This window comes from Pseudomonas sp. RC4D1 (assembly GCF_018390395.1).
GTDB classification, from domain to species: domain Bacteria; phylum Pseudomonadota; class Gammaproteobacteria; order Pseudomonadales; family Pseudomonadaceae; genus Aquipseudomonas; species Aquipseudomonas danubii.
The window spans coordinates 1,600,838-1,621,720 of the sequence record NZ_JAHBAW010000001.1; the positions used below are offsets into that span (position 1 = coordinate 1,600,838).

Annotated in this window: 20 protein-coding genes and 2 tRNA genes; 8 read left to right on the top strand and 14 right to left on the bottom strand. The window is 61.0% G+C overall.

All coding sequences use genetic code 11. The features are described 5' to 3' along the window. Positions 1 to 5 precede the first annotated feature (5 nt). Positions 6 to 473 (top strand): recombination regulator RecX, encoded by a 468-nt coding sequence (recX, locus tag KHO49_RS07275; protein ID WP_102861425.1) that lies wholly within the window; start codon positions 6 to 8, stop codon positions 471 to 473. A gap of 40 nt (positions 474 to 513) precedes the next feature. Here recX and KHO49_RS07280 read toward each other — a convergent pair whose 3' ends face one another. Then, positions 514 to 1,632, bottom strand: a complete 1,119-nt coding sequence (locus tag KHO49_RS07280; RefSeq protein WP_102878593.1) for an LOG family protein — start codon at positions 1,630 to 1,632, stop codon at positions 514 to 516. 453 nt (positions 1,633 to 2,085) lie between these two features. Between KHO49_RS07280 and KHO49_RS07285 the strand changes: the two genes are divergently transcribed. Next, positions 2,086 to 2,280, top strand: a complete 195-nt coding sequence (locus KHO49_RS07285) for a hypothetical protein (RefSeq protein ID WP_102861427.1) — start codon at positions 2,086 to 2,088, stop codon at positions 2,278 to 2,280. A 1-nt stretch (position 2,281) separates the two neighbouring features. Here the strand turns inward: KHO49_RS07285 and KHO49_RS07290 are convergent, their stop codons facing one another. After that, positions 2,282 to 2,707 (bottom strand): quorum-sensing-regulated virulence factor family protein, encoded by a 426-nt coding sequence (locus tag KHO49_RS07290; protein ID WP_102861428.1) that lies wholly within the window; start codon positions 2,705 to 2,707, stop codon positions 2,282 to 2,284. A 191-nt stretch (positions 2,708 to 2,898) separates the two neighbouring features. Between KHO49_RS07290 and KHO49_RS07295 the strand changes: the two genes are divergently transcribed. After that, on the top strand, positions 2,899 to 3,609 hold the full coding sequence (locus KHO49_RS07295; protein WP_110594976.1) for a tRNA-uridine aminocarboxypropyltransferase: 711 nt from the start codon (positions 2,899 to 2,901) through the stop codon (positions 3,607 to 3,609). Here KHO49_RS07295 and KHO49_RS07300 read toward each other — a convergent pair. Beyond that, positions 3,593 to 4,501, bottom strand: a complete 909-nt coding sequence (locus KHO49_RS07300) for a DMT family transporter (RefSeq protein WP_213664820.1) — start codon at positions 4,499 to 4,501, stop codon at positions 3,593 to 3,595. The two genes, KHO49_RS07295 and KHO49_RS07300, sit on opposite strands and share 17 nt — an antisense overlap. Positions 4,502 to 4,738: 237 nt before the next feature. Between KHO49_RS07300 and erdR the strand changes: the two genes are divergently transcribed. Both erdR and KHO49_RS07310 read left to right on the top strand, forming a co-directional pair. Further along, positions 4,739 to 5,389, top strand: coding sequence for a response regulator transcription factor ErdR (gene erdR / locus KHO49_RS07305; RefSeq protein WP_110594978.1), 651 nt, complete (start codon positions 4,739 to 4,741; stop codon positions 5,387 to 5,389). Positions 5,390 to 5,462: 73 nt separating this feature from the next. Beyond that, positions 5,463 to 5,825, top strand: coding sequence for a diacylglycerol kinase (locus KHO49_RS07310; protein ID WP_011059587.1), 363 nt, complete (start codon positions 5,463 to 5,465; stop codon positions 5,823 to 5,825). Here the strand turns inward: KHO49_RS07310 and KHO49_RS07315 are convergent. After that, positions 5,822 to 6,748 carry a LysR family transcriptional regulator gene (locus KHO49_RS07315; protein WP_102861432.1) on the bottom strand — a complete coding sequence of 309 codons (927 nt, stop codon included), beginning with the start codon at positions 6,746 to 6,748 and terminating at the stop codon, positions 5,822 to 5,824. The two genes, KHO49_RS07310 and KHO49_RS07315, sit on opposite strands and share 4 nt — an antisense overlap. 119 nt (positions 6,749 to 6,867) lie before the next feature. Between KHO49_RS07315 and fpr the strand changes: the two genes are divergently transcribed. Beyond that, positions 6,868 to 7,647 carry a ferredoxin-NADP reductase gene (fpr, locus tag KHO49_RS07320; protein ID WP_016966062.1) on the top strand — a complete coding sequence of 260 codons (780 nt, stop codon included), beginning with the start codon at positions 6,868 to 6,870 and terminating at the stop codon, positions 7,645 to 7,647. 122 nt (positions 7,648 to 7,769) lie between these two features. On the opposite strand, the gene tsaA is transcribed toward fpr, so the two are convergent. The 5 genes from tsaA to rimO form a co-directional block, all read right to left on the bottom strand. Beyond that, positions 7,770 to 8,465, bottom strand: a complete 696-nt coding sequence (gene tsaA / locus KHO49_RS07325) for a tRNA (N6-threonylcarbamoyladenosine(37)-N6)-methyltransferase TrmO (protein ID WP_110594979.1) — start codon at positions 8,463 to 8,465, stop codon at positions 7,770 to 7,772. Positions 8,466 to 8,541: 76 nt separating this feature from the next. Continuing rightward, entirely contained in the window at positions 8,542 to 9,003 is a 462-nt protein-coding gene (locus KHO49_RS07330) for a YehS family protein (protein ID WP_110594980.1), read from the bottom strand. Between the two features lie 66 nt (positions 9,004 to 9,069). After that, entirely contained in the window at positions 9,070 to 9,780 is a 711-nt protein-coding gene (locus KHO49_RS07335; protein ID WP_102878598.1) for an rRNA pseudouridine synthase, read from the bottom strand. Positions 9,781 to 9,862: 82 nt separating this feature from the next. Beyond that, on the bottom strand, positions 9,863 to 10,336 hold the full coding sequence (locus KHO49_RS07340) for a GNAT family N-acetyltransferase (protein WP_102861435.1): 474 nt from the start codon (positions 10,334 to 10,336) through the stop codon (positions 9,863 to 9,865). Positions 10,337 to 10,433: 97 nt separating this feature from the next. Beyond that, complete coding sequence (gene rimO, locus KHO49_RS07345; protein WP_047284184.1) at positions 10,434 to 11,771, bottom strand: 30S ribosomal protein S12 methylthiotransferase RimO; 1,338 nt, start codon at positions 11,769 to 11,771, stop codon at positions 10,434 to 10,436. A 381-nt stretch (positions 11,772 to 12,152) separates the two neighbouring features. Here rimO and KHO49_RS07350 point away from each other — a divergent pair, with 381 nt between their 5' ends. Continuing rightward, positions 12,153 to 13,994 (top strand): potassium transporter Kup, encoded by a 1,842-nt coding sequence (locus KHO49_RS07350; protein ID WP_420793964.1) that lies wholly within the window; start codon positions 12,153 to 12,155, stop codon positions 13,992 to 13,994. Positions 13,995 to 14,162: 168 nt separating this feature from the next. Here the strand turns inward: KHO49_RS07350 and KHO49_RS07355 are convergent, their stop codons facing one another. From KHO49_RS07355 to KHO49_RS07375, 5 genes are all read right to left on the bottom strand, one after another. Beyond that, a complete protein-coding gene (locus KHO49_RS07355; RefSeq protein WP_213664822.1) occupies positions 14,163 to 14,438 on the bottom strand; it encodes a DUF3077 domain-containing protein in 276 nt (91 codons plus the stop codon). 436 nt (positions 14,439 to 14,874) lie between these two features. Further along, positions 14,875 to 16,173: a virulence factor family protein gene (locus tag KHO49_RS07360; protein WP_170001050.1), complete on the bottom strand. Its 1,299-nt coding sequence runs from the start codon at positions 16,171 to 16,173 to the stop codon at positions 14,875 to 14,877. After that, positions 16,173 to 18,821, bottom strand: coding sequence for a bifunctional lysylphosphatidylglycerol flippase/synthetase MprF (mprF, locus tag KHO49_RS07365; RefSeq protein ID WP_102878602.1), 2,649 nt, complete (start codon positions 18,819 to 18,821; stop codon positions 16,173 to 16,175). The genes KHO49_RS07360 and mprF overlap by 1 nt, the downstream gene beginning before the upstream one ends. A gap of 278 nt (positions 18,822 to 19,099) precedes the next feature. Further along, positions 19,100 to 19,176 (bottom strand) — tRNA-Met (locus KHO49_RS07370). 202 nt (positions 19,177 to 19,378) lie between these two features. Then, positions 19,379 to 19,455, bottom strand: a tRNA-Met gene (locus tag KHO49_RS07375). A 294-nt stretch (positions 19,456 to 19,749) separates the two neighbouring features. Here KHO49_RS07375 and dinB point away from each other — a divergent pair. Continuing rightward, positions 19,750 to 20,817 carry a DNA polymerase IV gene (gene dinB, locus KHO49_RS07380; protein ID WP_213664823.1) on the top strand — a complete coding sequence of 356 codons (1,068 nt, stop codon included), beginning with the start codon at positions 19,750 to 19,752 and terminating at the stop codon, positions 20,815 to 20,817. Positions 20,818 to 20,883 lie beyond the last annotated feature (66 nt).

A 20,883-nucleotide genomic window follows, 5' to 3' on the forward strand; every position in this document is an offset into this window, starting at 1 on the left:
ATCCAATGACCGCCGTACTCGATACCCTCGTCGCGGTGCGGCGAACTGCAATGGACCTGCTCGCGCGACGCGAGCACGGTCGAGTCGAGCTGACGCGTAAACTGCGTCAGCGCGGCGCTCCTCCTGAAATGATCGAAGTCGCCCTGGACCGTTTGACGGAAGAGGGGCTGCTGTCCGAATCCCGTTATCTCGAAAGTTTTGTTTCCTATCGTGCGCGCTCAGGTTACGGGCCGATGCGTATTCGCGAAGAGCTCAGCCAGCGTGGCTTGCAGCGAGGTGATATCGATCTTGCGCTGCGCGAGTGCGGTATCGACTGGCAAGAGCAGTTGCGAGACGTCTGGCAGCGCAAGTTTGCCGGGCAGTTTCCTGTGGATGCCCGTGAACGGGCCAAGCAAGGGCGCTTTCTGAGTTATCGCGGGTATTCCATGGACATGATCGGCCGTCTGTTGAGCGGCCGAGGGATGGATGACTGAGGTTGTACCCGCTGCCTGGTGCAGCGGGTGATGGTGCAGGTCAGCTGACTTTGCTGGTTTCTCGTGCGCGCTGGCGGGTCTCGGATTGTTGCCTGGTCCAGTTCTCCGGCAGGTTGATAAAGTCGATCAGTTCCCGCAGACGGCCGTTGTCACGAGCGTTGAAAACGAACGATAGCCGCGTCAGATGGCTGAACTGAACTTCGTCGTGCTCCTCTCCACTGTAGGTATGTTGCCGAAACTGGCCACTCAGGCACAGGTCGGCGAATGCTGTCTGCATGTGTTCCAGCGCCTGCTCATTGAGGCTGTGGTTCATGCGGATGACAAACTCCTGTTTTAGCCAGCGGCTGGAGTGGAAGTTGGCGTAGAACTGCTGGATTTCCTTAACTGCTTCTTCGGTGCTGTGTACCAGGCGCACCAGCTTCATGTCGCTGGGCAGGATGTAGCGATTGGCCTCCAACTGGTTATGGATGAAGTCCAGGGCGCCTTGCCAGAACTGCCCGCCAGGTGCGTCCAGTAATACCACCGGTACCAGAGGGCTTTTGCCGGTCTGGATCAGGGTCAGGACCTCCAGGGCTTCGTCCAGGGTGCCGAAACCACCAGGGCAAAGCACCAGGGCATCGGCTTCCTTGACGAAAAACAGCTTGCGTGTGAAGAAGAAGTGGAACGACAGCAGGTTTTCCGTGCCGCCCACGGTGGGGTTGGCATGCTGTTCGAAGGGCAGGGTGATATTGAAGCCCAGGCTGTGCTCCAGCCCTGCGCCATCATGAGCCGCTGCCATGATGCCGCCGCCAGCGCCGGTGATCACCATCAGGTCCGAGCGGGCCAGGGCTGCTCCCAGTTCCTTGGCCATGGCATAAAGCGGATGTTCGCTGGGCGTTCGCGCCGAGCCGAATACCGTCACTTTGCGCCGGCCCTTGAACTGTTCCAGTACCCGGAAGGCATGTTCCAGCTCGCGCAGCGCTTGCAGGGTAATCTTGGCGTTCCAGCGGTTGAGGTCGTCCTCGGCCATGCGCAGGACGGTGAGAACCATGTCGCGGTAGAGGGGGATATTCGGGCTGTTGGGGGCAATCTGGTTGAGTTGCGCTTCGACCTGGCTTGTGAGGTCGACGCCCTTGCTTTGGAAATGACGAGTTAACAGGTCATTCGATTGGTAAGGCATTCAGCTTCTCCTTCTGCACAGAACCTTGTGCACGGCCGAGGTATTCGAACGTGCCACGACACAGCCTGTGTCGCTGCCTGCTCAGCCCAGCGTGTGAGCAACTCTCTTGACCCGATCACCGCTGACCGTCGCTGGGCAGCAATCGAGGTATCCACAGAGGTTCTGCTTTCCTTTATTAAGAAAAAATTGCACTGCAAGACGCACAAGAACGGCCTCCTGAACCGTCCTGGAACAATCGATGGGAACCTTCGGACATGACTTGATCATGTGCCCATAAAGTCTTGGCTGGCAACCGCTTCTTAGTGAATTTAGCGGCCTTGGCACCATTGGTCAGGCGCCGCGGCAAGGGCTCGAGCCTCTGATTTACTAAAGTGCAGCGCTTGGTTCAGGAGCCGGCTCCAGGAAGGGGGCGCGGCCATCCGTCCGTGCAAGCCGAGGGCAGGGAGGCAAGGGATGACCACTGTCGTGCTGGAAGTCGATCCGCAGTTGTACCAGCTGTTGCAAGCTGCGGCGGCAGCCCATCATTTGAGTCTTGAGGAAGAGTGCCGGCGTCGCTTGGCGGGGGAGGAGCGGCCTTCGCGATATCTGCAGGCCCTGGTAGCGGAGTTGCGCGCCGATGATCAGCAGCGGCGCGCGTCCCGTCCTTGATTCACTTCTTCTTGGGCGTGTTTTGGGAAGGGCAATCCGATTCCTGGAAGCGCGCCGAGGCTACAGGGCGATTGGTGCGGTTTTCGGTGAACTCGTAGCGCATGACTGCGCCTTTGGCCATCAGCTTGCGGTAGTTGGGGTTACGGCAGACGCTGGCACCCAGCTGCAAGTAGACGGCCTTGGGGTTGGCGCGCATTTGTTCGGCGTGGCCGGCCTGGACACTGAGGTGATTGATCAACTCCTTGCCTTCAACGGTATAACCCTGATCGAGAATGTTCTCGTTGACTTCCCGGGGAGTGCCGACGTTGCTTTCCGCAGCGACCTTCTCCAGCATTTTGCTCAGTTCGAACTCTTGCAAGGACGCAGCCTGGACACCCAGGGGCAAGGCCAGCAGAAGGGCGACGGTAGGGATGGTAAAGCGCAACATGAAACTCTCCTGGTGCAGTGACTGATGCTTCGACCAGCCACTCGACTGTGCGTTCAGTGGCGACGAATTATAGGGGGAGAGCTAGGAAGGCGGTACAGGTTTGAACAGATGGCTCTGATAAACTTGTCCGACTTTTTACCCCTTCGAGTTATTTCCGTGTCGATTCCTGTCCTTTGCCGGTGTGCTCAGCGATGAGCCATGCGGTATCCCGTCTACGTGATCTGCGCATGGCTCGTGCAGTCAAACCCTTTTTTGCGCGCGGCTCACGCGCTGAGCGCTGCCCGCGTTGCCGAGTGATTCCCAGCCACTGCCTGTGTGCCTGGCGGCCCAAGGTCAGCGCCGAGTCGGCCATGTGCCTGGTGATGCACGATGTGGAGCCGCTCAAACCGAGTAATACCGGCTGGTTGATCGCTGATGTGATTGCCGATACCTGGGCGTTTCACTGGTCCCGTACCGAGGTCGATCCGCAATTGCTGGCCTTACTGGCTGATCCGCAGTGGCAGCCTTATATCGTCTTTCCCGGAGAGTTCGTGGCCCCCGAGCGAGTGGTCAGCGAGGTCCGGCAGCAGGAAGGCAAGCGCCCGCTGTTCATTCTGCTGGATGCCACCTGGAGCGAAGCCCGCAAGATGTTTCGCAAGAGCCCCTATCTTGAGCACTTGCCGGTGCTGAGCCTGTCATCGGAGAAGCTCTCGCGCTACAAGTTGCGGCGCTCCAAGCGTGACGACCATTTCTGTACCGCCGAGGTAGCTGCCCTGTGCCTGGAGTTGGCGGGGGACGAGCAGGTCAGCCAGGTCATGGACGCCTACCTTGACGTATTCAGCACTCATTACCTGTCGGCGAAGTTCCAGAAGGCCATCGATCCGCAAGATGAAGTGCATTCCCGGCTCAAGCCCTTTGTGTAGTGGTAGCCGTTGCCTGGGATTTTTGCGGCCATAGCTGGGCCACCAACATGCCGCTGAGCATGAGTGCGCAGCCGAAGTAACCGCGCAGCTGCAGTGATTCATCCAGCAGCCAGGCCCCGGCAATGGCGGCAAACACGGCTTCGAGGGACAGAATGATTGCCGCGTGGGAGGCGATCGCGTCCCTCTGGGCAATCACTTGCAGGGTGTAGCCGATGCCGACAGCAATCACGCCCCCGTAAAGAATGGCCGGACCGGCGGCGACAATCGCGTTCCAGTGAATCGGCTCCAGGCACAGCGCGAGGATCAGGCTCACCACCGAACAGGTGGCAAATTGCAGGAAGGCCAGGCGAATCGGGTCGTGGCGGCTGGCGAATACTCCCACCAGAATCACGTGTGCGCCCCAGACAAAGGCGCCGATCAATTGCAGCCAGTCGCCGGACGCAACGTGAAAGCTGTCGCTGACGGTCAACAGGAACATGCCCACCACGGCCAGCACCGCGCCGAGCCAGGTACCTAGTCCCGTCTTGTGGCCAATCAGCAGTCCCAGCAGCGGCACTACAATGACGTAGAGCCCGGTGATGAACCCGGCATTGGTTACGCTGGTAAACATCAGACCGACCTGCTGCAGGTTGATCCCCAGAGTAAGGGCCAGGCCCATGAGTACGCCGCCCAGCAACAGGCCACGATTGAGCAGGGGGGCGGGGTGGCGATCAGCGGGCGTTCTGCGTAGTACCAGTGGTAGCAGGCAGAGTGAGCCCAGAGCAAAACGCAGGCCGGAATAGAGGAAGGGGCCGATATGATCCATGCCGGAGGATTGTGCGACAAACGCAGCCCCCCAGATGACAGCGGTGATCAGCATCAGGACATCGGCACGCAAGGCTTGGCTTCGCATGAGGGCTCTCTTATTAGTTAGCTGGCTAAGATGCCGCAAAGCTTCACGCTTGACCACCCTGGCTTCGCTGGGCATGCTTGGCGCCGATTAGGGCGCCAGCGCTGTTTGAACCACCGTTTTGCTCAGGCTTTTCGCGGTGTTCGTGCTCTTTGGGTATCGCATTCTGGCGAGCCCCCATGTTGCTGGGTGAGGGCTGAATGCATCAGTCCTGCCATGAAAAACAGGATCATTTGAAAAATGGCCACATACGAAATCCTGATTGCCGATGACCACCCGCTTTTTCGCAGCGCACTGCATCAAGCTGTCACTCTGGGCCTGGGTCCTGATGTGCGTCTGGTGGAAGTGGCGAGCATCGCCGAGCTGGAAGCCCGCCTCACCGAAAAAGCTGACTGGGATCTGGTGCTGTTGGACCTGAACATGCCTGGTGCCTACGGTTTTTCTGGCCTGGTGCTGTTGCGTGGGCAGTATCCGCAGATTCCGGTGGTGATGGTTTCGGCGCAGGAAGAAGCGTCCGTCATGGTTCGTTCCCGTGAGTTCGGGGCCAGCGGTTTCATTCCCAAGTCCAGTTCTCTGGAAGTCATTCAGCAGGCGGTGCGTAGTGTCCTCGATGGTGACGTCTGGTGGCCGCCGCAAGCTTTTGAAGAAGTCAGTGTTTCGGCGGAAGCCAAGGCCGCCAGTGAAGGCCTGGCAAGCCTGACGCCTCAGCAGTTTCGGGTACTGACCATGGTCTGCGAGGGGTTGTTGAACAAACAGATCGCTTATGAGCTGAGTGTTTCCGAGGCGACGATCAAGGCTCACGTGACGGCAATTTTCCGCAAGCTCGGGGTTCGCACCCGTACCCAGGCGGCCTTGCTCTTGCAACAACTTGAGTCAATTTCCAACCATTAACCCACGGGTTGTTCACGCTTTTTTGACTTTGGTTGAACTAGTTTCCCCACTCCTTTTTTCAGTTGCTCAGCTTATGTCGCCTTTCAAAGGTCAAACCGGTCTCAAACGTATCCTCAACGCCGCCGGCTATTCGTTCGATGGCTTGCGCGCCGCCTTCACCGGCGAGGCGGCATTTCGTCAGTTGGTGTTGCTCAACGTGATCCTGATTCCCTTGAGCTTCCTGCTCAACGTCAGCCGGGTCGAGCGCGCGCTGCTGATTGCCGTGTGCCTGCTGGCGCTAATCGTCGAATTGCTCAACTCGGCGGTGGAGGCAGCGATCGACCGGATTTCCCTGGATCGTCACCCGTTGTCGAAGAACGCCAAGGACATGGGCAGCGCGGCGCAATTTGTCGCCCTGAGCATGATCACCATCGTGTGGGCCGTGATCCTGATCTAAGGAATGCTCGGCAGGACGATTTCGTCGCTGCGCTGTACCCCGGCGGTAAAGGAACGGCACAGTTCGAGGAACTCGCGCATGGCTGAAGTCTGATACTTCTGCTTATGCCAGATGAAGTAGAACTGCCGGGCCAGATCCAGGCCCGGTGTTTCCACTGGCACCAGGCTGCCACGACGAAAGGCATCTCGCAGCGCCAGCCTGGAGATGCAACCAATCCCCAATCCAGATTCCACTGCACGCTTGATGGCTTCGGTGTGCTCCAGCTCCAGGCGGATGTTCAGCGCACTGCGATGATGACGCATGGCCTGGTCGAAGGTCAGGCGTGTCCCGGAACCCTGCTCCCGGAGAATCCAGGCTTCGTGGGTCAGCTCCTCCATGGTGGCGTGGCCGCGTTTGGCCAGTGGATGCTGGGGCGCGCAGAACACCACCAACTCATCCTCGACCCAGGTCTGCACCTCGATATCCGGGTGGCTGCAGTCGCCTTCGATTAGACCCAGATCAATTTCGTAGTGGGCCACCTGTTGCACGATATGCGCAGTGTTCTGCACATGGAGCTTCACCTGGCTTTCCGGATGCACCTGCATGAAGCTGCCGATCAGCAGGGTCGCCAGGTAGTTGCCAATGGTCAGGGTCGCGCCCACCGACAGCGAGCCGAATCCGGACTTGCCGTTGAGCAGGTCCTCGATCTCCTTGGCCTGGTCCAGCAGCGCCACCGCTTGTGGCAAAAGCTGTTTGCCCAGGGCGTTGAGGCTTAGGCGCTTGCCAGCGCGATCAAACAGCTGGCAGCTGGATTGGCGCTCGAGCTCGGTGATCGAGGTACTCGCCGCCGATTGCGACAGGGCCAGGAGCCCGGCAGCGCGAGAAACGCTCTCTTGCTGGGCGACGGCGACGAAGACTTGCAGTTGACGGAGAGTAAATCGCATATCGATATAACCGATAACCCTTATCTTAATAATCCAGTTAACAGATATTGTCGCCGCCATTAGAATGCTGTGCAATTGCGCTCATGGTTAGCGCAGGCAATTTCTAGGAGCCCCCGTACATGAGCAACATGAACCACGAGCGTGTCCTCAGTGTTCATCACTGGAATGACACTCTGTTCAGCTTCAAGTGCACCCGCGACCCGGGTCTGCGCTTCGAGAACGGTCAGTTCGTGATGATCGGCCTGCAACAGCCCAATGGCCGTCCGCTTATGCGTGCCTACTCCATTGCCAGCCCGAACTGGGAAGAGCATCTCGAATTCTTCAGCATCAAGGTTCCAGACGGTCCGTTGACTTCCCAGTTGCAGCATCTGAAGGAAGGCGACGAGATCATCATCAGCAAAAAGCCTACCGGCACCCTGGTGCTGGATGACTTGAAGCCGGGCAAACACCTGTACCTGCTCAGCACTGGCACCGGCCTGGCGCCATTCATGAGCGTGATCCAGGATCCTGAAACCTACGAGCGTTTCGAAAAAGTGATCCTGTGCCACGGCGTTCGCTACGTCAACGAAGTCGCCTACCGTGAGTTCATCACCGAGCACTTGCCGCAGAACGAGTTCTTCGGCGAAGCGCTGCGTGAGAAGTTGATCTACTACCCCACCGTGACCCGCGAGCCGTTCGAGAACGAAGGCCGCCTGACCGACCTGATGCGCAGCGGCAAGCTGTTCCGCGACATCGGCCTGCCGCCGATCAACCCGCAGGACGACCGCGCCATGCTGTGCGGCAGCCCGAGCATGCTGGAAGAAACCAGCGAAGTGCTCAACAGCTTCGGCCTGACCGTTTCGCCGCGCATGCGCGAGCCGGGCGACTACCTGATCGAGCGCGCCTTCGTCGAGAAGTAGGAGCGAGCTTGCTCGCGAAGATCGCCCAAGCAGCGCATTCGTGCTAATTGGGCACGATCTCCCGAACGCAAAAAAGCCCGCGTTGCCTGTCAAGGCAACGCGGGCTTTTTCGTTTCTGCGGTTCAGCCCGCCGGGACTACTTCCAACACCCGGATCAGCCCTGGCTCGGGGTAATGCCAGCGCACATCCAGGTCCCAGAACTGCGCACCGTATTCCCGCTCGGCAGTGGGCACCTGATAGGCCGGGCGCGGGTCCTGGGCCAGGCACTGCTCGATCAGCTCCACCAAGGGCTCCTGCAGGCGCTGAGCGTGGGTCTGAGCCTGGTGCAGGGCATTATCCTGCCACTGCACTGGTATCAACTGTGGTGCAGCGCTAGCGATCTCATTGCTCGCCGCAGCAATGATGTCGGCGTAAGGCACGTAGGGTTTGATATCGAGGATCGGTGTGCCGTCCAGCAGGTCGATGCCGGAGATCCACAGGCGGTTGGCCTCGACCTTGTCCAGCTTGACCACCGACTGGCCGATGCCGTTGGGTCTGTGGGTCGCTCGGGTAGCGAAGACCCCCATGGACTTGTTGCCCCCTAGGCGCGGCGGGCGCACCTTGAGCCGCGGCTTGTCTTCCAGGGCCTGGTGAAACAGGAACAGCAGCCAGATATGGCTGACCCGCTCCAGCCCTTGCACCGCCTCGCCCTGATCGAAGGGCGCCACCAGTTCCAGTACCCCACGGGCGGCGGGTGCCAGTTGCGGCTGGCGCGGGATGGCGAACTTCTCCTTGAAACAGGAGCGCACGAAACCGATGGGGGAAACGCTGTAGGTCATTTGGCAGGCCTCAAGCTTTGAGCCACAAGCCGCAAGCTACAAGCGTTGAACTGGCAGCTTGAGGCTTGCAGCTGTCTTAAGCTCTAACCCGCAGGGTCAGGCCCTTGAGGAAGTTACGCAGCAACTGGTCGCCGCAAGGGCGGTAGTTGGTGTGGCCGAACTTGCGGAACAGCGCGCTGAGCTCAGGCTTGGACACCGGGAAGTCGGCGGCCTTGAGCACGGCGTGCATGTCGTCTTCCTTAAGCTCGAAGGCCACGCGCAGCTTCTTCAGGATGATGTTGTTGGTCACCGGCAGTTCGATCGGCAGCGGCGGACGGCTTTCATCCTTGCCACGCTTGAAGATCACCAGGCCGTCGAGGAAGTGCGCCATGACCTCGTCCGGGCAATGCACGAAGCCTTCTTCCTCATCCTTTTTCAGGTAGCTGACGATATCGTCCAGGCTGACCTTGAAGCCGGTGAGCTTGATGATGTCCACGACCTTCTTGTCGCTGATGTCGAGCATGTAGCGCACGCTGCGCAGTACATCGTTATGAATCATGGTTACAGTCCTGATCAATGCGCGTTGAGCGCCGCGCCAGGGCACGGCGTCTGAATGGGGGCGGTTTTAGAACTTTTCTTTGGCCGACAGGTAGCGCCACTGGCCCAGCGGCACTTTGCCGATGGACACGCCGCCGATCCGGATGCGGCGAATGGCGACGACCTTGAGGCCGACGGCTTGGCAAAACAGTGCGATCACGCCCGGCTGCGGGTTCTTCATGGCGAAGCGCAGGCGGTTTTCGTTCTGCCAGCTGGCTTTGACCGGCGGCAGCTCGCGGCCCTTGTAGGTCAGGCCGTGGTTCAGGCGGTTGAGGCCGTGATCGATCATCTCGCCTTCGACCTCGACCACGTATTCCTGCTCGATCTTGGCCGCATCGGCCGTCAGCTTGCGTAGCACTTTCCAGTCCTGGGTGAACACCAACAGGCCACTGGCGTTGGGCTGCAGGTCTTCACTGGCGGTCAGGCGCAGGAAGTGCCCGCGCAGCGGACGTTTGCCGTAGCGGTGCTCGTCCGACAGGCTGTCGGCGCCGATGGATGCCAGGGCGCTGTCCAGATCCTGGCCGGCGGGCACGTTGAGCAGGATGGTTACCGGCTCCGGGGCGGTGGCCTTGGCCTCGGGGTCGAGGACGACCTTTTGCGCGCCGACCTTGAACTGCGGTTCGTCGATGACTTCGCCGTCTACGGTGACCCAGCCGCCCTCGATGAACAGCTCAGCCTCCCGGCGGGAGCAGCCGACCAGTTCGATGAGGCGTTTGGAGAGACGAATCGGGTCAGTCATGTCAGGGGCCGTATCAAAAGAGGGCGGCTATTGTACCTGCCTGGCGCCGGTTAATCGCGGGTCCATTTGCCCGCTGTGGCTTTTAGCCGCGTCGGGCCTGCAGTTGTGGTTGTTTCAGGCGCATGTGCAGCAACGGGTAGGGCTGGCCCATGCCGTCCTGTTCGGAGCGGCCGACCACCTCAAAGCCCTGCTTGAAGTAGAAGCCCAGGGCCTGGGGATTCTGTTCATTGACGTCCAGTTGCTGGGCATTCAGGTGTTCCACCGCGTAATGCAGCAGTTGCCGGCCCAGGCCCTGGCCGCGATGAGCCGGGTCGATGAACAGCATCTCGATCTTGCCCGCTGCCACGCCAGCGAAACCGGTGATGCGTTGCCGCTGATCCCGGGTACAGATCAGCATCACCGCATCCAGGTAGCGAGTCAGCACCAGATTTCTCAGCAGCTCTATATAGCTGTCCGGGAGAAAGTCGTGGGTGGCGCGCACCGAGTCTTCCCAGACGCGGACCAGTTCCGGGTAGTCGCTGAGTTTGGGGGTGTGGATGACCGAGTGGTGGCGCATGCCGCTTGTCCCTGAAGTGATTGGCAAGGGCTAACGATAGACCGAAAAAAGCCCCGCATCTCGTGGCGAGAGCGGGGCTTGGCAGTTTTTTTACGCCTTACAGGGTCTCGGCCCAGAGGTCGTATTCGTCGGCGTCGGTGACCCGGCACCAGACCTTGTCACCCGGCTTCAGGTCGCCCGCACCGTCGATGAACACGTTGCCGTCGATCTCCGGCGCATCGAAGAAGCAGCGGCCCACGGCGCCATTCTCGTCGACTTCATCGATCAGCACTTCGATCTCTTTGCCGATGCGCTGTTGCAGGCGTGCCGAGCTGATTTCCTGCTGGTGCGCCATGAAGCGCTCCCAACGGTCCTGCTTGACCTCGTCCGGGACCACTTCCAGGTCCAGGTCATTGGCCGGAGCGCCTTCCACCGGCGAGTACTGGAAGCAGCCGACGCGGTCCAGCTGGGCTTCGGTCAGCCAGTTGAGCAGGTACTGGAAGTCTTCCTCGGTTTCGCCAGGGAAGCCGACGATAAAGGTCGAGCGGATGATCAGCTCGGGGCAGATCTCGCGCCAGGCCTTGATCCGCGCCAGGGTCTTGTCTTCGAAGGCCGGACGCTTCATGGCCTTGAGCACTTTCGGGCTGGCGTGCTGGAACGGGATGTCCAGGTACGGCAGGATCTTGCCGGCGGCCATCAACGGGATCAGCTCGTCCACGTGCGGGTACGGGTACACGTAGTGCAGGCGCACCCACACGCCCAGAGTGCTCAGGGCCTCGCAGAGCTCGGTCATGCGGGTCTTCACCGGCGCACCGTTCCAGAAGCCGGTGCGGTACTTGACGTCGACGCCGTAGGCGCTGGTGTCCTGGGAGATCACCAGCAGTTCCTTGACCCCGGACTTGACCAGGCGCTGGGCCTCGTCGAGCACATCGCCCACTGGGCGGCTGACCAGCTTGCCGCGCATCGACGGAATGATGCAGAAGCTGCAGCTGTGGTTGCAGCCTTCGGAAATCTTCAGGTAGGCGTAGTGGCGCGGGGTCAGCTTGATGCCTTGCGGCGGCACCAGGTCGATCAGCGGGTTGTGGTCCTGTTTCGGCGGCACCACTTCGTGCACGGCGTTGACCACTTGCTCGTACTGCTGCGGGCCGGTCACTGCCAACACGCTTGGGTGCACGTCACGGATATTGCCTTCTTCCACGCCCATGCAGCCGGTGACGATGACCTTGCCGTTTTCCTTGATGGCTTCGCCGATCACTTCCAGGGATTCGGCCTTGGCCGAATCGATGAAACCGCAGGTGTTGACCACCACGACATCGGCGTCCTGGTAGGTGGACACCACGTCATAGCCTTCCATGCGCAGTTGAGTGAGGATGCGCTCGGAGTCGACCAGAGCTTTTGGGCAACCCAGGGATACGAAGCCGACTTTCGGGTTGGCCGGCGCGGAGGGGGTGGACATGTCTAACCTCGGTATTGGGTATCGAATCACTTGGGGGGCAAGTGCGACGCTTGGGCGCTGGCTGCGCCTCTGATCAAAAAGTGCGCAATTCTAGCGATGGTCGACGCGCTTGACCAGCTTTATACGGGGGAAATACGACCAGCGCTGGACTATGCTTCTTCCCGTTATGCCCGGTTGCTTTCATACGACGTTAGTTGGCGCCTTAGTGGTAATAAGAATCTGCAAATTACATGGCAAACTGCGCAACTTAAGAGAATAGCGCTTGTATAACCTTGCGCTTTCTATATAAGAAGCCCCGGTCTTGAGTAGTAGGAGTCATTGATGGGTCAGGCAAGTAGTCAGGCGGCGAGTGGCGAGCACTCCGGGGGCAAGCCTCTGGGGATGCTGGTGGCGGCGGTCGGGGTGGTGTATGGCGATATCGGCACCAGTCCGCTCTACACCCTCAAGGAGGTGTTTGCCGGCCATTATGGGGTTCAGGTCAATCATGACGGGGTGTTTGGCATCCTCGCGCTGATTTTCTGGTCGTTGGTCTGGGTCGTCTCGATCAAGTACGTACTGTTCGTCCTGCGGGCCGATAACCAGGGCGAGGGCGGCATCATGGCCCTGACCGCGTTGGCCAGGCGGGCTTCCGGTTCCTATCCGCGCTTGCGTTCGATGCTGGTGATTCTGGGTCTGATCGGTGCAGCCCTGTTCTATGGCGACAGCATGATCACCCCGGCGATTTCCGTGCTGTCGGCGGTCGAGGGCCTGGAGTTGGCATTCAGCGGCCTGGAACACTGGGTGGTGCCAATGGCGCTGGTGGTACTGGTGGCCTTGTTCCTGATCCAGAAACACGGCACTGATCGCATCGGCAAGCTGTTTGGCCCGGTGATGGTGGCCTGGTTCGTGGTTCTGGGCGGGCTGGGGGTCAACGGCATTCTCCAGCACCCGGAAGTGCTGCAGGCGTTGAACCCGATGTGGGGCGTGCGCTTCTTCATTGTCCATCCGGGCATGGGGGTCGCCATCCTCGGGGCGGTGGTTCTGGCATTGACCGGTGCCGAAGCCTTGTACGCCGACATGGGGCACTTCGGGCGCAAGCCCATTGCCCGGGCCTGGTTCGCCCTGGTGCTGCCGGCGCTGGTGCTGAACTACTTCGGCCAGGGCGCGTTGCTGCTGGAAAACCCTGAAGCCGCCCGCAACCCCTTCTACCTGCTGGCGCCGAGCTGGGCCTTGATTCCGCTGGTGGTGCTGGCCACCCTGGCCACGGTGATCGCGTCCCAGGCGGTGATTTCCGGCGCCTTCTCCCTGACTCGCCAAGCAATCCAGCTGGGTTACATCCCGCGGATGCACATTCAGCACACGTCCAGCGCCGAGCAGGGGCAGATCTACATCGGTGCGGTGAACTGGGCGCTGATGGTGGGTGTGATCCTGCTGGTGCTCGGTTTCGAGTCCTCCGGTGCCCTGGCTTCGGCCTACGGCGTGGCGGTGACCGGAACCATGCTGATCACCAGCATCCTGGTGTCGGCGGTGATCCTGCTGCTGTGGAAGTGGCCGCCGATGCTGGTGGTGCCGCTCCTGCTGGGATTCCTGTTGGTGGATGGGCTGTTCTTCGCCGCCAACGTGCCGAAGATCTTCCAGGGCGGCGCCTTCCCGGTGCTGGCGGGGATCGTGCTGTTCCTGCTCATGACCACCTGGAAGCGCGGCAAGGAATTGCTGGTGGATCGCTTGGACGAAGGCGGGCTGCCGCTGCCAATCTTTATCGGCAGCATCCGCGTACAGCCGCCGCATCGGGTGCAGGGCACTGCCGTGTTCCTCACGGCCCGTCCAGACGCCGTGCCCCACGCCTTGCTGCATAACCTGCTGCATAACCAGGTGCTGCACGAACAAGTGGTGCTGTTGACGGTGGTCTACGAGGACATTCCGCGGGTGCCTGCAAATCGGCGCTTCGAGGTGGACTCCTACGGTGAAGGTTTCTTCCGGGTGATCCTGCACTTCGGTTTCACCGACGAACCGGACGTCCCGGAGGCCCTGAAACTGTGCCACCTGGACGAGCTGGACTTCAGCCCCATGCGCACCACCTACTTCCTCAGCCGTGAAACCGTGATCGCCTCCAAGCTGGTGGGCATGGCCCGCTGGCGCGAAGCGCTGTTCGCCTTCATGTTGAAGAACGCCAACGGCAACCTGCGCTTCTTCAAGCTGCCGGTGAACCGGGTGATTGAACTGGGTACTCAGGTCGAGATGTAATCCTGACCAGACAAAAGCCCCCGTTGCTTTGCGGCAGCGGGGGCTTTTTCGTTTCACGGACCCTGTAGGAGCGAGCTTGCTCGCGATAACGGACCGACCATCAACATCGATGCTGATGACAGGACGGTTTCTCCCGGAGCCCACCGGCCCCGTGATCGCCCTTAGTCTTTACGCGGCGAGCGCCTGCACCACATCGTCCACCACCGCCTTGCCCATGGCGGTCAGGTAGTGCGCGGCCCAGGCGTGACGATCGCTGTCTTTGCTGTAGGCAGCGTCTTCGGCAAAGGCCTTGGCCAGGGACAGCATATCGGAAGCTTGGGCCAGGGCGTCGCCAATGGGCAGGCCGGGGCTGACCTGGAACAGCGGGCGTTCCGAGCAGTAAAGGAAAGTGCTTAAGCCGATAGTTTTCAGATCTGACAGTTGAGGCAGGTTCGCATTGTTCATGGTCCAACTCCTGAATTTGAGGAGCTACCACGTTCGTTTCCAAGCGAATGGGTGGCAGCTGTACGCAGGTTGGAAAACCGGGAATCCAGGAAACCGGCAGACCCGAAGGTCTCCCACGCACAGCCGCCATAACAGATGGATTGCAGGTGCTAAATTCGCCTGCAATCACTATGGGGTGCTAGTTGCCCAGACTCTTCGGGTTTCCAAGCCCGGCCGCTGAAGGATCAGCGACACCCGGAGCCTAGCCCGTCGAAGCGCAGGCCAACAAGGCAGCAAAGTGCCCAAAACGCACCCCCTACACAACTCTCGGAGTTTGCCTACAACCTGCGCGGGAGTCATCCGCCATTACGCGGTCTTCAACGAGGCAACTAGGCAGCTGATGTAAAAAAGCCCCTGCAACCTGAGGCTGCGGGGGCTTTGTCGGGCGAGGCTCAGCTCACTCTTGAGCGGTGGCCTGATCCTTGGCCTGGCGCTTTTCGATGGCGTCCACCAGGCGTTTGGCCAGTGCCGGGTAGTTCTCATCGAAGTGATGGCCGCCCGGCAGCTTCATGGCTTCACCGACCGCAGTCTTGTCGGTGCAGCCGCTTTCGTCGACTTCTTCCTCACCGTAGATGCACACCACCTTGGCGGCGGGCAGCTTGGCCATTTCCGGGCCGGTGGCGGCTTCCTTGCCAGCATTGCCCAGCCAGCCTTCGACTTCGATCTCGAAGCTGCCGGTACGGGCGAAGGCCAGCAGGATAATGGCGTCGACCCGCTGCTGCTCGGCTTCCGGCAGGCGGTTGTAGATCGCCGGCAGCACGTCGGCGCCGAAGGAGTAGCCGGTCAGCACGAAGCGCTTGGTGCCCCACTTCTGCCGGTAGTGCTGCATCAGTTCGGTGAGGTCAACGGCGCTTTGCTCAGGCGTCTTGTGCTGCCAGTAGTAGCGCAGGGTGTCGATGCCCACCACCGGGTAGCCGATCTTGGCCATCTCGCCCGCTACGTCACGGTCCAGGTCGCGCCAGCCGCCGTCGCCGGAGAGGAACAGGGTTACGGTGTCCTTGGCCTGACCGGCCGGGACTTCCACCACGGGAATGTTCAGGCCGCCGTTTTCAGAACCCACCAGCAGCTTGCGCAGCTCGTTGTTCAGCACTTGGGGCAGGTGGATGTCGTAGTCGCTGATGCTGGTGGTGGCGTTGGGGGTATCACGCACGAAGCCGGCACTTTCGTCATCCGGGTTGTCGTTCCAGGCCACCAGCCAGTGGCCGTGGGCCAGGGTCTTGGGCAGTGGATCGGTGCAGCCGGGCGCCGGGTTGATGGTGAAGCCTACCGACACGGCTTGGGCCTTGTCGTCGTTCTGGGTGGCGACCCAGCGCCAGGCCAGGGCGGCGCCAGGGCCGATGCCGCTGACCAGGGTGGCCGGGCCACTGAGCTGGGGCAGGGCGCTTTGCAGGGCTTGTTCCTGCAGTTTGCAATCGTCCTTGGGCAGGATCACCTGGACGATCTGCGCCGCGCCGCTGCGGCTCAGGGCCAGCAGTTGTTTATCGGTAAGGGTCGAGTCAGGCAGCACCGCCACCACCACCCGGGCCTTGGCCTTGGCGCCTGGGGTCACTCGGGTCAGGGTCGAGCCATCGGCCTGGGTCAGTTGTTCCAGGGTCGGTTCAGGGGCGGGGCGGTTCCACCACCAGTAGCCACCACCCGCAAGCAAAGCCAGTACCACCAGTGTGGCCAGCAGATACCGCCAAGAGCGTTGAATCATCAGCGTTTCACCAATCCAGTCAGGCCGCCTGCGATCAGGGCGGCGGTGTCGGCCAGTGCCACCAGCGGGTCGAGCCCGGCCGGCACGGCCATGTAACGGGGTTCCCAGTCGGGCTGGAACTTGTCTTTGAAGCGGCGCAAGCCTTGGAAGTTATACAGTTGCTCGCCACGGCGGAAGACCATCGAGCCGAGGCGTTGGGTCAGCGGCGCGCCACGCCGCGGTTGCAGGCCGGACAGCGGCACCATGCCCAGGCTGAAGCGGGCGTATCCATGATTTTTATAATGCTGGATCAGGCCGACCATCATGAACTCCATGGTCAGCTTCGGCGCGTCCGGGTGCGCGCGCATCAAGTCGAGGCTGGCCAGGTCATGGCTGTAGGTCTCGAGCAGGTTGGCGAAGGCCACCGGGCGTCCTTCAAAACGGATGATGGCGATGCGGAAGTGCTTGAGGTAGTCGTCGCTGAAGCGGCCCAGGGAGAAGCCTTTCTCGCGGACATTCTTGCCGGTCAGCCAGGCGTCTGAGATCACTTTCAGCTCGTCCATCGGCGCTTGCCCCGGCTCGTGGATCTCCAGCGACAGGCCGTCGCGGGTGCCGCGGTTCCAGGTGTAGCGCAGGTCCTTCATCTCCTTGCCCTTGGCTTCCAGATCAAAGCGCTTGAGGTCGACCCGGGCTTCTTCGCCGAGCTTGATCGCGGTCAGGCCGATGTCCATGTAGTAGGGCAGGTTTTCCGCCCGTACCTGGTAGAACACCGGGCGCGCGTGGTGCAGGTCGCACAGGTCGCGGAACTGCCAGATCATTTCCGCGCGCTGCTGGGTCGGGCCGATGGGGTCGTACAGCGCCACCAGGCTGCGGCCGCGGCGAGCGTACATCAGGAAGGCATCGTCGTTGGGGTGGAACAGCAGCGCCTTGTCGCCGGTCAGGGCCAGGCCGCCGTCAGGTTGGGACGAGGCCATGAGGATCTTCGCAGCCTTGTCCAGCTCGTCGCTGGTGGGCAGGTGGATGACCGGGCGCGCGGTACGCAGCAGCCAGGTCAGGGACACCACCAGCAACAGCACCGCAGCCCCCAACAGCGAACGCAGGCCCCGAGGGGCGTCGGCGTCGAGGGTGAACTGCCACCACAGTTGATGGCTGTAGGGCACGTCCTGATAGGCGAACAGCAGCAGCCAGGTGGAGGCGCCGAGCACGCAGACGCTGGCCACCAGGTACAGCGGCGAGAAGGGCAGTTCGGTGAGGCGGCTGGGGCGATAGAACGAGCGCCGGAACACGGCCAGCAGGCTGGCGGTGAGGGTCATCAGGCAGGCTTCTTCCCAGTCAAAGCCTTTAAGCAGCGAGAGCAGGGCGCCTACCAGCAACAGAATGGTGGTGAGCATCCAGGCGGCGGACAGGCGCCGGCGCAGGCCTTGGGCCAGCAGCAGGCAGAGCACGCCGATCAGGCTGGCGCCGAAGTGCGAAGCGTCCACCAGGCGGTGAGGAATCAGGAAGCCGATGTGCTGCAGGCGGGTATCGATTTCCGGGGTGGCGCCGGAGAACAGCAGCACCACGCCGGAGAGAAACACCAGCACCGCCAGGATCGGCGCCGCCAGGCCAGAAGCCACTCGCAGGGATTGTCGGGTCTGGAACAGGCGCTGGGCTTCGTTGATCAGCAGCAGGACGCAGGCCACCAGCATCGGCAGCACCACGTAGATCAGGCGATACAGCAGCAGTGCGGCCGCCAGGGGCGCGGCCCCGAGCTTGTCGGCAAACGCCGCCAGCAGGATGGCTTCGAACACCCCGACGCCGCCAGGCACGTGGCTGAGCACACCGGCGGCCAGGGCCAGCAGGTACACCAGCAGGAAGGCGCCGAACGGCGGTGCCTCGGGCAGCAGCAGGTAGAGCACGGTGGCGGCTGCGGCGACGTCCAGGGCGGTGATGATCAGTTGCAGGAAGGTCAGGCGGCGTCCAGGCAGGCGCAGGGTGCGGCGTCCGACCCGCACCAGCAGGTTGTCGCGCAGAGGCTGCTCTGGCAGGCGTCGGCGATAGATACCGACGGCCAGTACCGCGCCCAGCAGCAGGATGGCCAGGGCAATGCCGGCCAGCAGGCTTTCAGGCAGGCGCAGGGCCGCCGAGGCTGCCGGCAAGTTACTCAAAGTGGCCAGTGCCGCCAGCGGTGGCAAGGCACAACCCAGAGAGAGGCTGGCAAACAGGGTCATGTGCGCGACGTCGGAGGCCCCCAGCCCATGACGTGCATACAGGCGATAACGTACCGAGCCGCCGGACAGCAGCGACAGACCAATGGCGTTGCCGATGGCGAAGGCGGTGAAGCCGCCCAGAGCCAGGGTGCGGCCGGGCAGGTTGACTCCGGCATAGCGGCTGGCGGACCACTCGTATCCCAGCAGAATGATGAAGCCGACGATGGTCGCGCCCAGGGCGCCCAGTAGGGCGGGCTTGGGTACTTCGAGGATCGAGTCGTGCAGGGCGTAGAAGTCCAGCTCGCTAAGCAGGTGACGGCAAGCGATCAGGGCAATGGCGAACAGCAGCAGGGTTATGGCCAGGCCCAAGGGTTGGCGGTACTTGCTCAACAGGTCCAGCCAGCGCAGGCGAGTGGTTGTCACAGGTTGAGTGGCGGTAGTGGTATCGCTGTCTTGCGAATCAGACGTGTTGGCGCGCATCAATCACCTCGTGGATTGTGCGCGACAGGATGGGGGTATCCGGCCAAGTTACCAATCCCTGTAGAAAAAATAGTTTCAAATATTAACGCGTCTCACCGTGGCCCGGCGACCCTGGGCGATGGCCGCCGGGTGGTTGCTCGAGACAGAGCATAGCTCGCATCTTGAAGGGTCGAAGCATCGCTAAAAGGCTCGCAACACTTTGCCAGGTCATTGTTGCGAAAGGACTTTTTCAACAGATACAAAAAAGGCCACTCTTTCGAGCAGCCTTTTTTGATGTTTGGTTGCGGGAGCCGGATTTGAACCGACGACCTTCGGGTTATGAGCCCGACGAGCTACCAGACTGCTCCATCCCGCGTCTGTGTGGCGGCATTCTACAGGCGAACGACTGAGTGTCAACCATTAATGGTTCGACAGGTCAAATAAACGTCGAATGGCCGGTTCCGTCTCTTAAGTCATCGACAGCTAAAGAGTTTTGCCTATGCCGTGTTTGAGAGGGAGTAGTGCAAAACAGGCGCGCACAAAAAAGGCCACTCTTTCGAGTAGCCTTTTTTGATGTTTGGTTGCGGGAGCCGGATTTGAACCGACGACCTTCGGGTTATGAGCCCGACGAGCTACCAGACTGCTCCATCCCGCGTCTGTGTGGGCGGATTCTACAGCGTCGCTGGCGCCTGTCAATCACTAATTTTTAAAAAAGGCTTCCTGTTCAATCGCTTAGCGTGCTTCCAGGAGCGTTTTTTGAGGCTTGGGCCCAGGTAGAACGTGGCTTTCAGCTCTATGGAACGCTTGCTGCTCATTAAGAGAATAAATTTCTCATCGCGCTTTGCCGATTGATCTGAGATGCAAGGTACTGGTGCTATATACAGGTGTCGGTAGATACTGGCTGCCCGCTTTGATTCCAACTTCGGCTTTCAATGATCACTGCCTTTATATGATGCAGCGCAAAATCATCCACATTGACTGTGATTGCTTCTACGCCGCCATCGAAATGCGCGACGACCCGCAATTGGCCGGCAAGCCGCTGGCAGTGGGTGGTTCCGCAGATCGGCGGGGGGTGATCGCCACCTGCAACTACGAGGCGCGGGCCTATGGCGTGCGTTCTGCCATGTCGTCGCGGCACGCGTTGACCCTGTGCCCGGACCTGGTGATCGTCAAGCCGCGCATGGATGCCTATCGCGAGGCGTCGAAAGAGATTCATACGATCTTTCGTGACTACACCGATCTGATCGAACCCTTGTCGCTGGACGAGGCCTATCTGGATGTTTCCGATAGCCCGAACTTCGCCGGTAGCGCCACGCGCATTGCCCAGGACATTCGCCGGCGGGTTTCCAACCAGTTGCATATCACGGTGTCGGCCGGGGTCGCGCCCAACAAGTTTCTGGCCAAGATTGCCAGCGACTGGAAAAAGCCCAACGGCCTGTTCGTGATCACTCCGGATCAGGTGGAGGATTTTGTCTCCGAACTGCCGGTGAGCAAGTTGCATGGGGTGGGCAAGGTCACGGCGGACAAACTGGGTCGCCTGGGGATTGTCGACTGCCTGCAGTTGCGCGAATGGAACAAGCTAGCCCTGGTGCGCGAGTTCGGCAGTTTCGGCGAACGCCTGTGGAGTCTAGCCAGGGGGATCGACGAGCGGCCGGTGCAGAATGACAGCCGGCGGCAGTCCATCAGCGTGGAAAACACTTACGACGTGGACCTTCCCGATCTGGATAGCTGCCTGCAGAAGCTGCCGGAGCTGATGGAGACTCTGGCAGGGCGCATTGCGCGTATCGACAGCAGTTATCGGCCGGGCAAACCCTTCGTCAAAGTGAAGTTCCACGACTTTACCCAGACCACTCTTGAGCAGGCGGGGGCCGGACGGGATCTGGAGAGTTATCGGCAACTGCTGACCCAGGCCTTCAAGCGTGGCGGCAAGCCAGTGCGGCTCTTGGGGATTGGCGTGCGATTGCAGGATCTACGCGGTGGTCACGAACAGCTGGAGCTGTTTCGGGGCGTGTTGTAGGCGCTGGCTGGCTGGCGAATTGGGCGTCGCGATCGATCCGCGGCGTTGTGTTCGCCGGCAAGCCGG

Bases quoted from the DNA above. Each gene is read 5' to 3' on its own strand.
- recX (WP_102861425.1), top strand. From the start codon at position 6: ATGACCGCCGTACTCGATACCCTCGTCGCGGTGCGGCGAACTGCAATG.
- rimO (WP_047284184.1), bottom strand. From the start codon at position 11,771: ATGTCCACCCCCTCCGCGCCGGCCAACCCGAAAGTCGGCTTCGTATCC.
- tsaA (WP_110594979.1), bottom strand. From the start codon at position 8,465: ATGACCTACAGCGTTTCCCCCATCGGTTTCGTGCGCTCCTGTTTCAAG.
- KHO49_RS07295 (WP_110594976.1), top strand. From the start codon at position 2,899: ATGAGCCATGCGGTATCCCGTCTACGTGATCTGCGCATGGCTCGTGCA.
- KHO49_RS07315 (WP_102861432.1), bottom strand. From the start codon at position 6,748: ATGCGATTTACTCTCCGTCAACTGCAAGTCTTCGTCGCCGTCGCCCAG.
- KHO49_RS07280 (WP_102878593.1), bottom strand. From the start codon at position 1,632: ATGCCTTACCAATCGAATGACCTGTTAACTCGTCATTTCCAAAGCAAG.
- KHO49_RS07335 (WP_102878598.1), bottom strand. From the start codon at position 9,780: ATGACTGACCCGATTCGTCTCTCCAAACGCCTCATCGAACTGGTCGGC.
- KHO49_RS07285 (WP_102861427.1), top strand. From the start codon at position 2,086: ATGACCACTGTCGTGCTGGAAGTCGATCCGCAGTTGTACCAGCTGTTG.
- KHO49_RS07355 (WP_213664822.1), bottom strand. From the start codon at position 14,438: ATGAACAATGCGAACCTGCCTCAACTGTCAGATCTGAAAACTATCGGC.
- KHO49_RS07330 (WP_110594980.1), bottom strand. From the start codon at position 9,003: ATGATTCATAACGATGTACTGCGCAGCGTGCGCTACATGCTCGACATC.
- KHO49_RS07310 (WP_011059587.1), top strand. From the start codon at position 5,463: ATGTCGCCTTTCAAAGGTCAAACCGGTCTCAAACGTATCCTCAACGCC.
- dinB (WP_213664823.1), top strand. From the start codon at position 19,750: ATGATGCAGCGCAAAATCATCCACATTGACTGTGATTGCTTCTACGCC.
- erdR (WP_110594978.1), top strand. From the start codon at position 4,739: ATGGCCACATACGAAATCCTGATTGCCGATGACCACCCGCTTTTTCGC.
- KHO49_RS07340 (WP_102861435.1), bottom strand. From the start codon at position 10,336: ATGCGCCACCACTCGGTCATCCACACCCCCAAACTCAGCGACTACCCG.
- mprF (WP_102878602.1), bottom strand. From the start codon at position 18,821: ATGCGCGCCAACACGTCTGATTCGCAAGACAGCGATACCACTACCGCC.
- KHO49_RS07360 (WP_170001050.1), bottom strand. From the start codon at position 16,173: ATGATTCAACGCTCTTGGCGGTATCTGCTGGCCACACTGGTGGTACTG.
- KHO49_RS07300 (WP_213664820.1), bottom strand. From the start codon at position 4,501: ATGCGAAGCCAAGCCTTGCGTGCCGATGTCCTGATGCTGATCACCGCT.
- fpr (WP_016966062.1), top strand. From the start codon at position 6,868: ATGAGCAACATGAACCACGAGCGTGTCCTCAGTGTTCATCACTGGAAT.
- KHO49_RS07350 (WP_420793964.1), top strand. From the start codon at position 12,153: ATGCTGGTGGCGGCGGTCGGGGTGGTGTATGGCGATATCGGCACCAGT.
- KHO49_RS07290 (WP_102861428.1), bottom strand. From the start codon at position 2,707: ATGTTGCGCTTTACCATCCCTACCGTCGCCCTTCTGCTGGCCTTGCCC.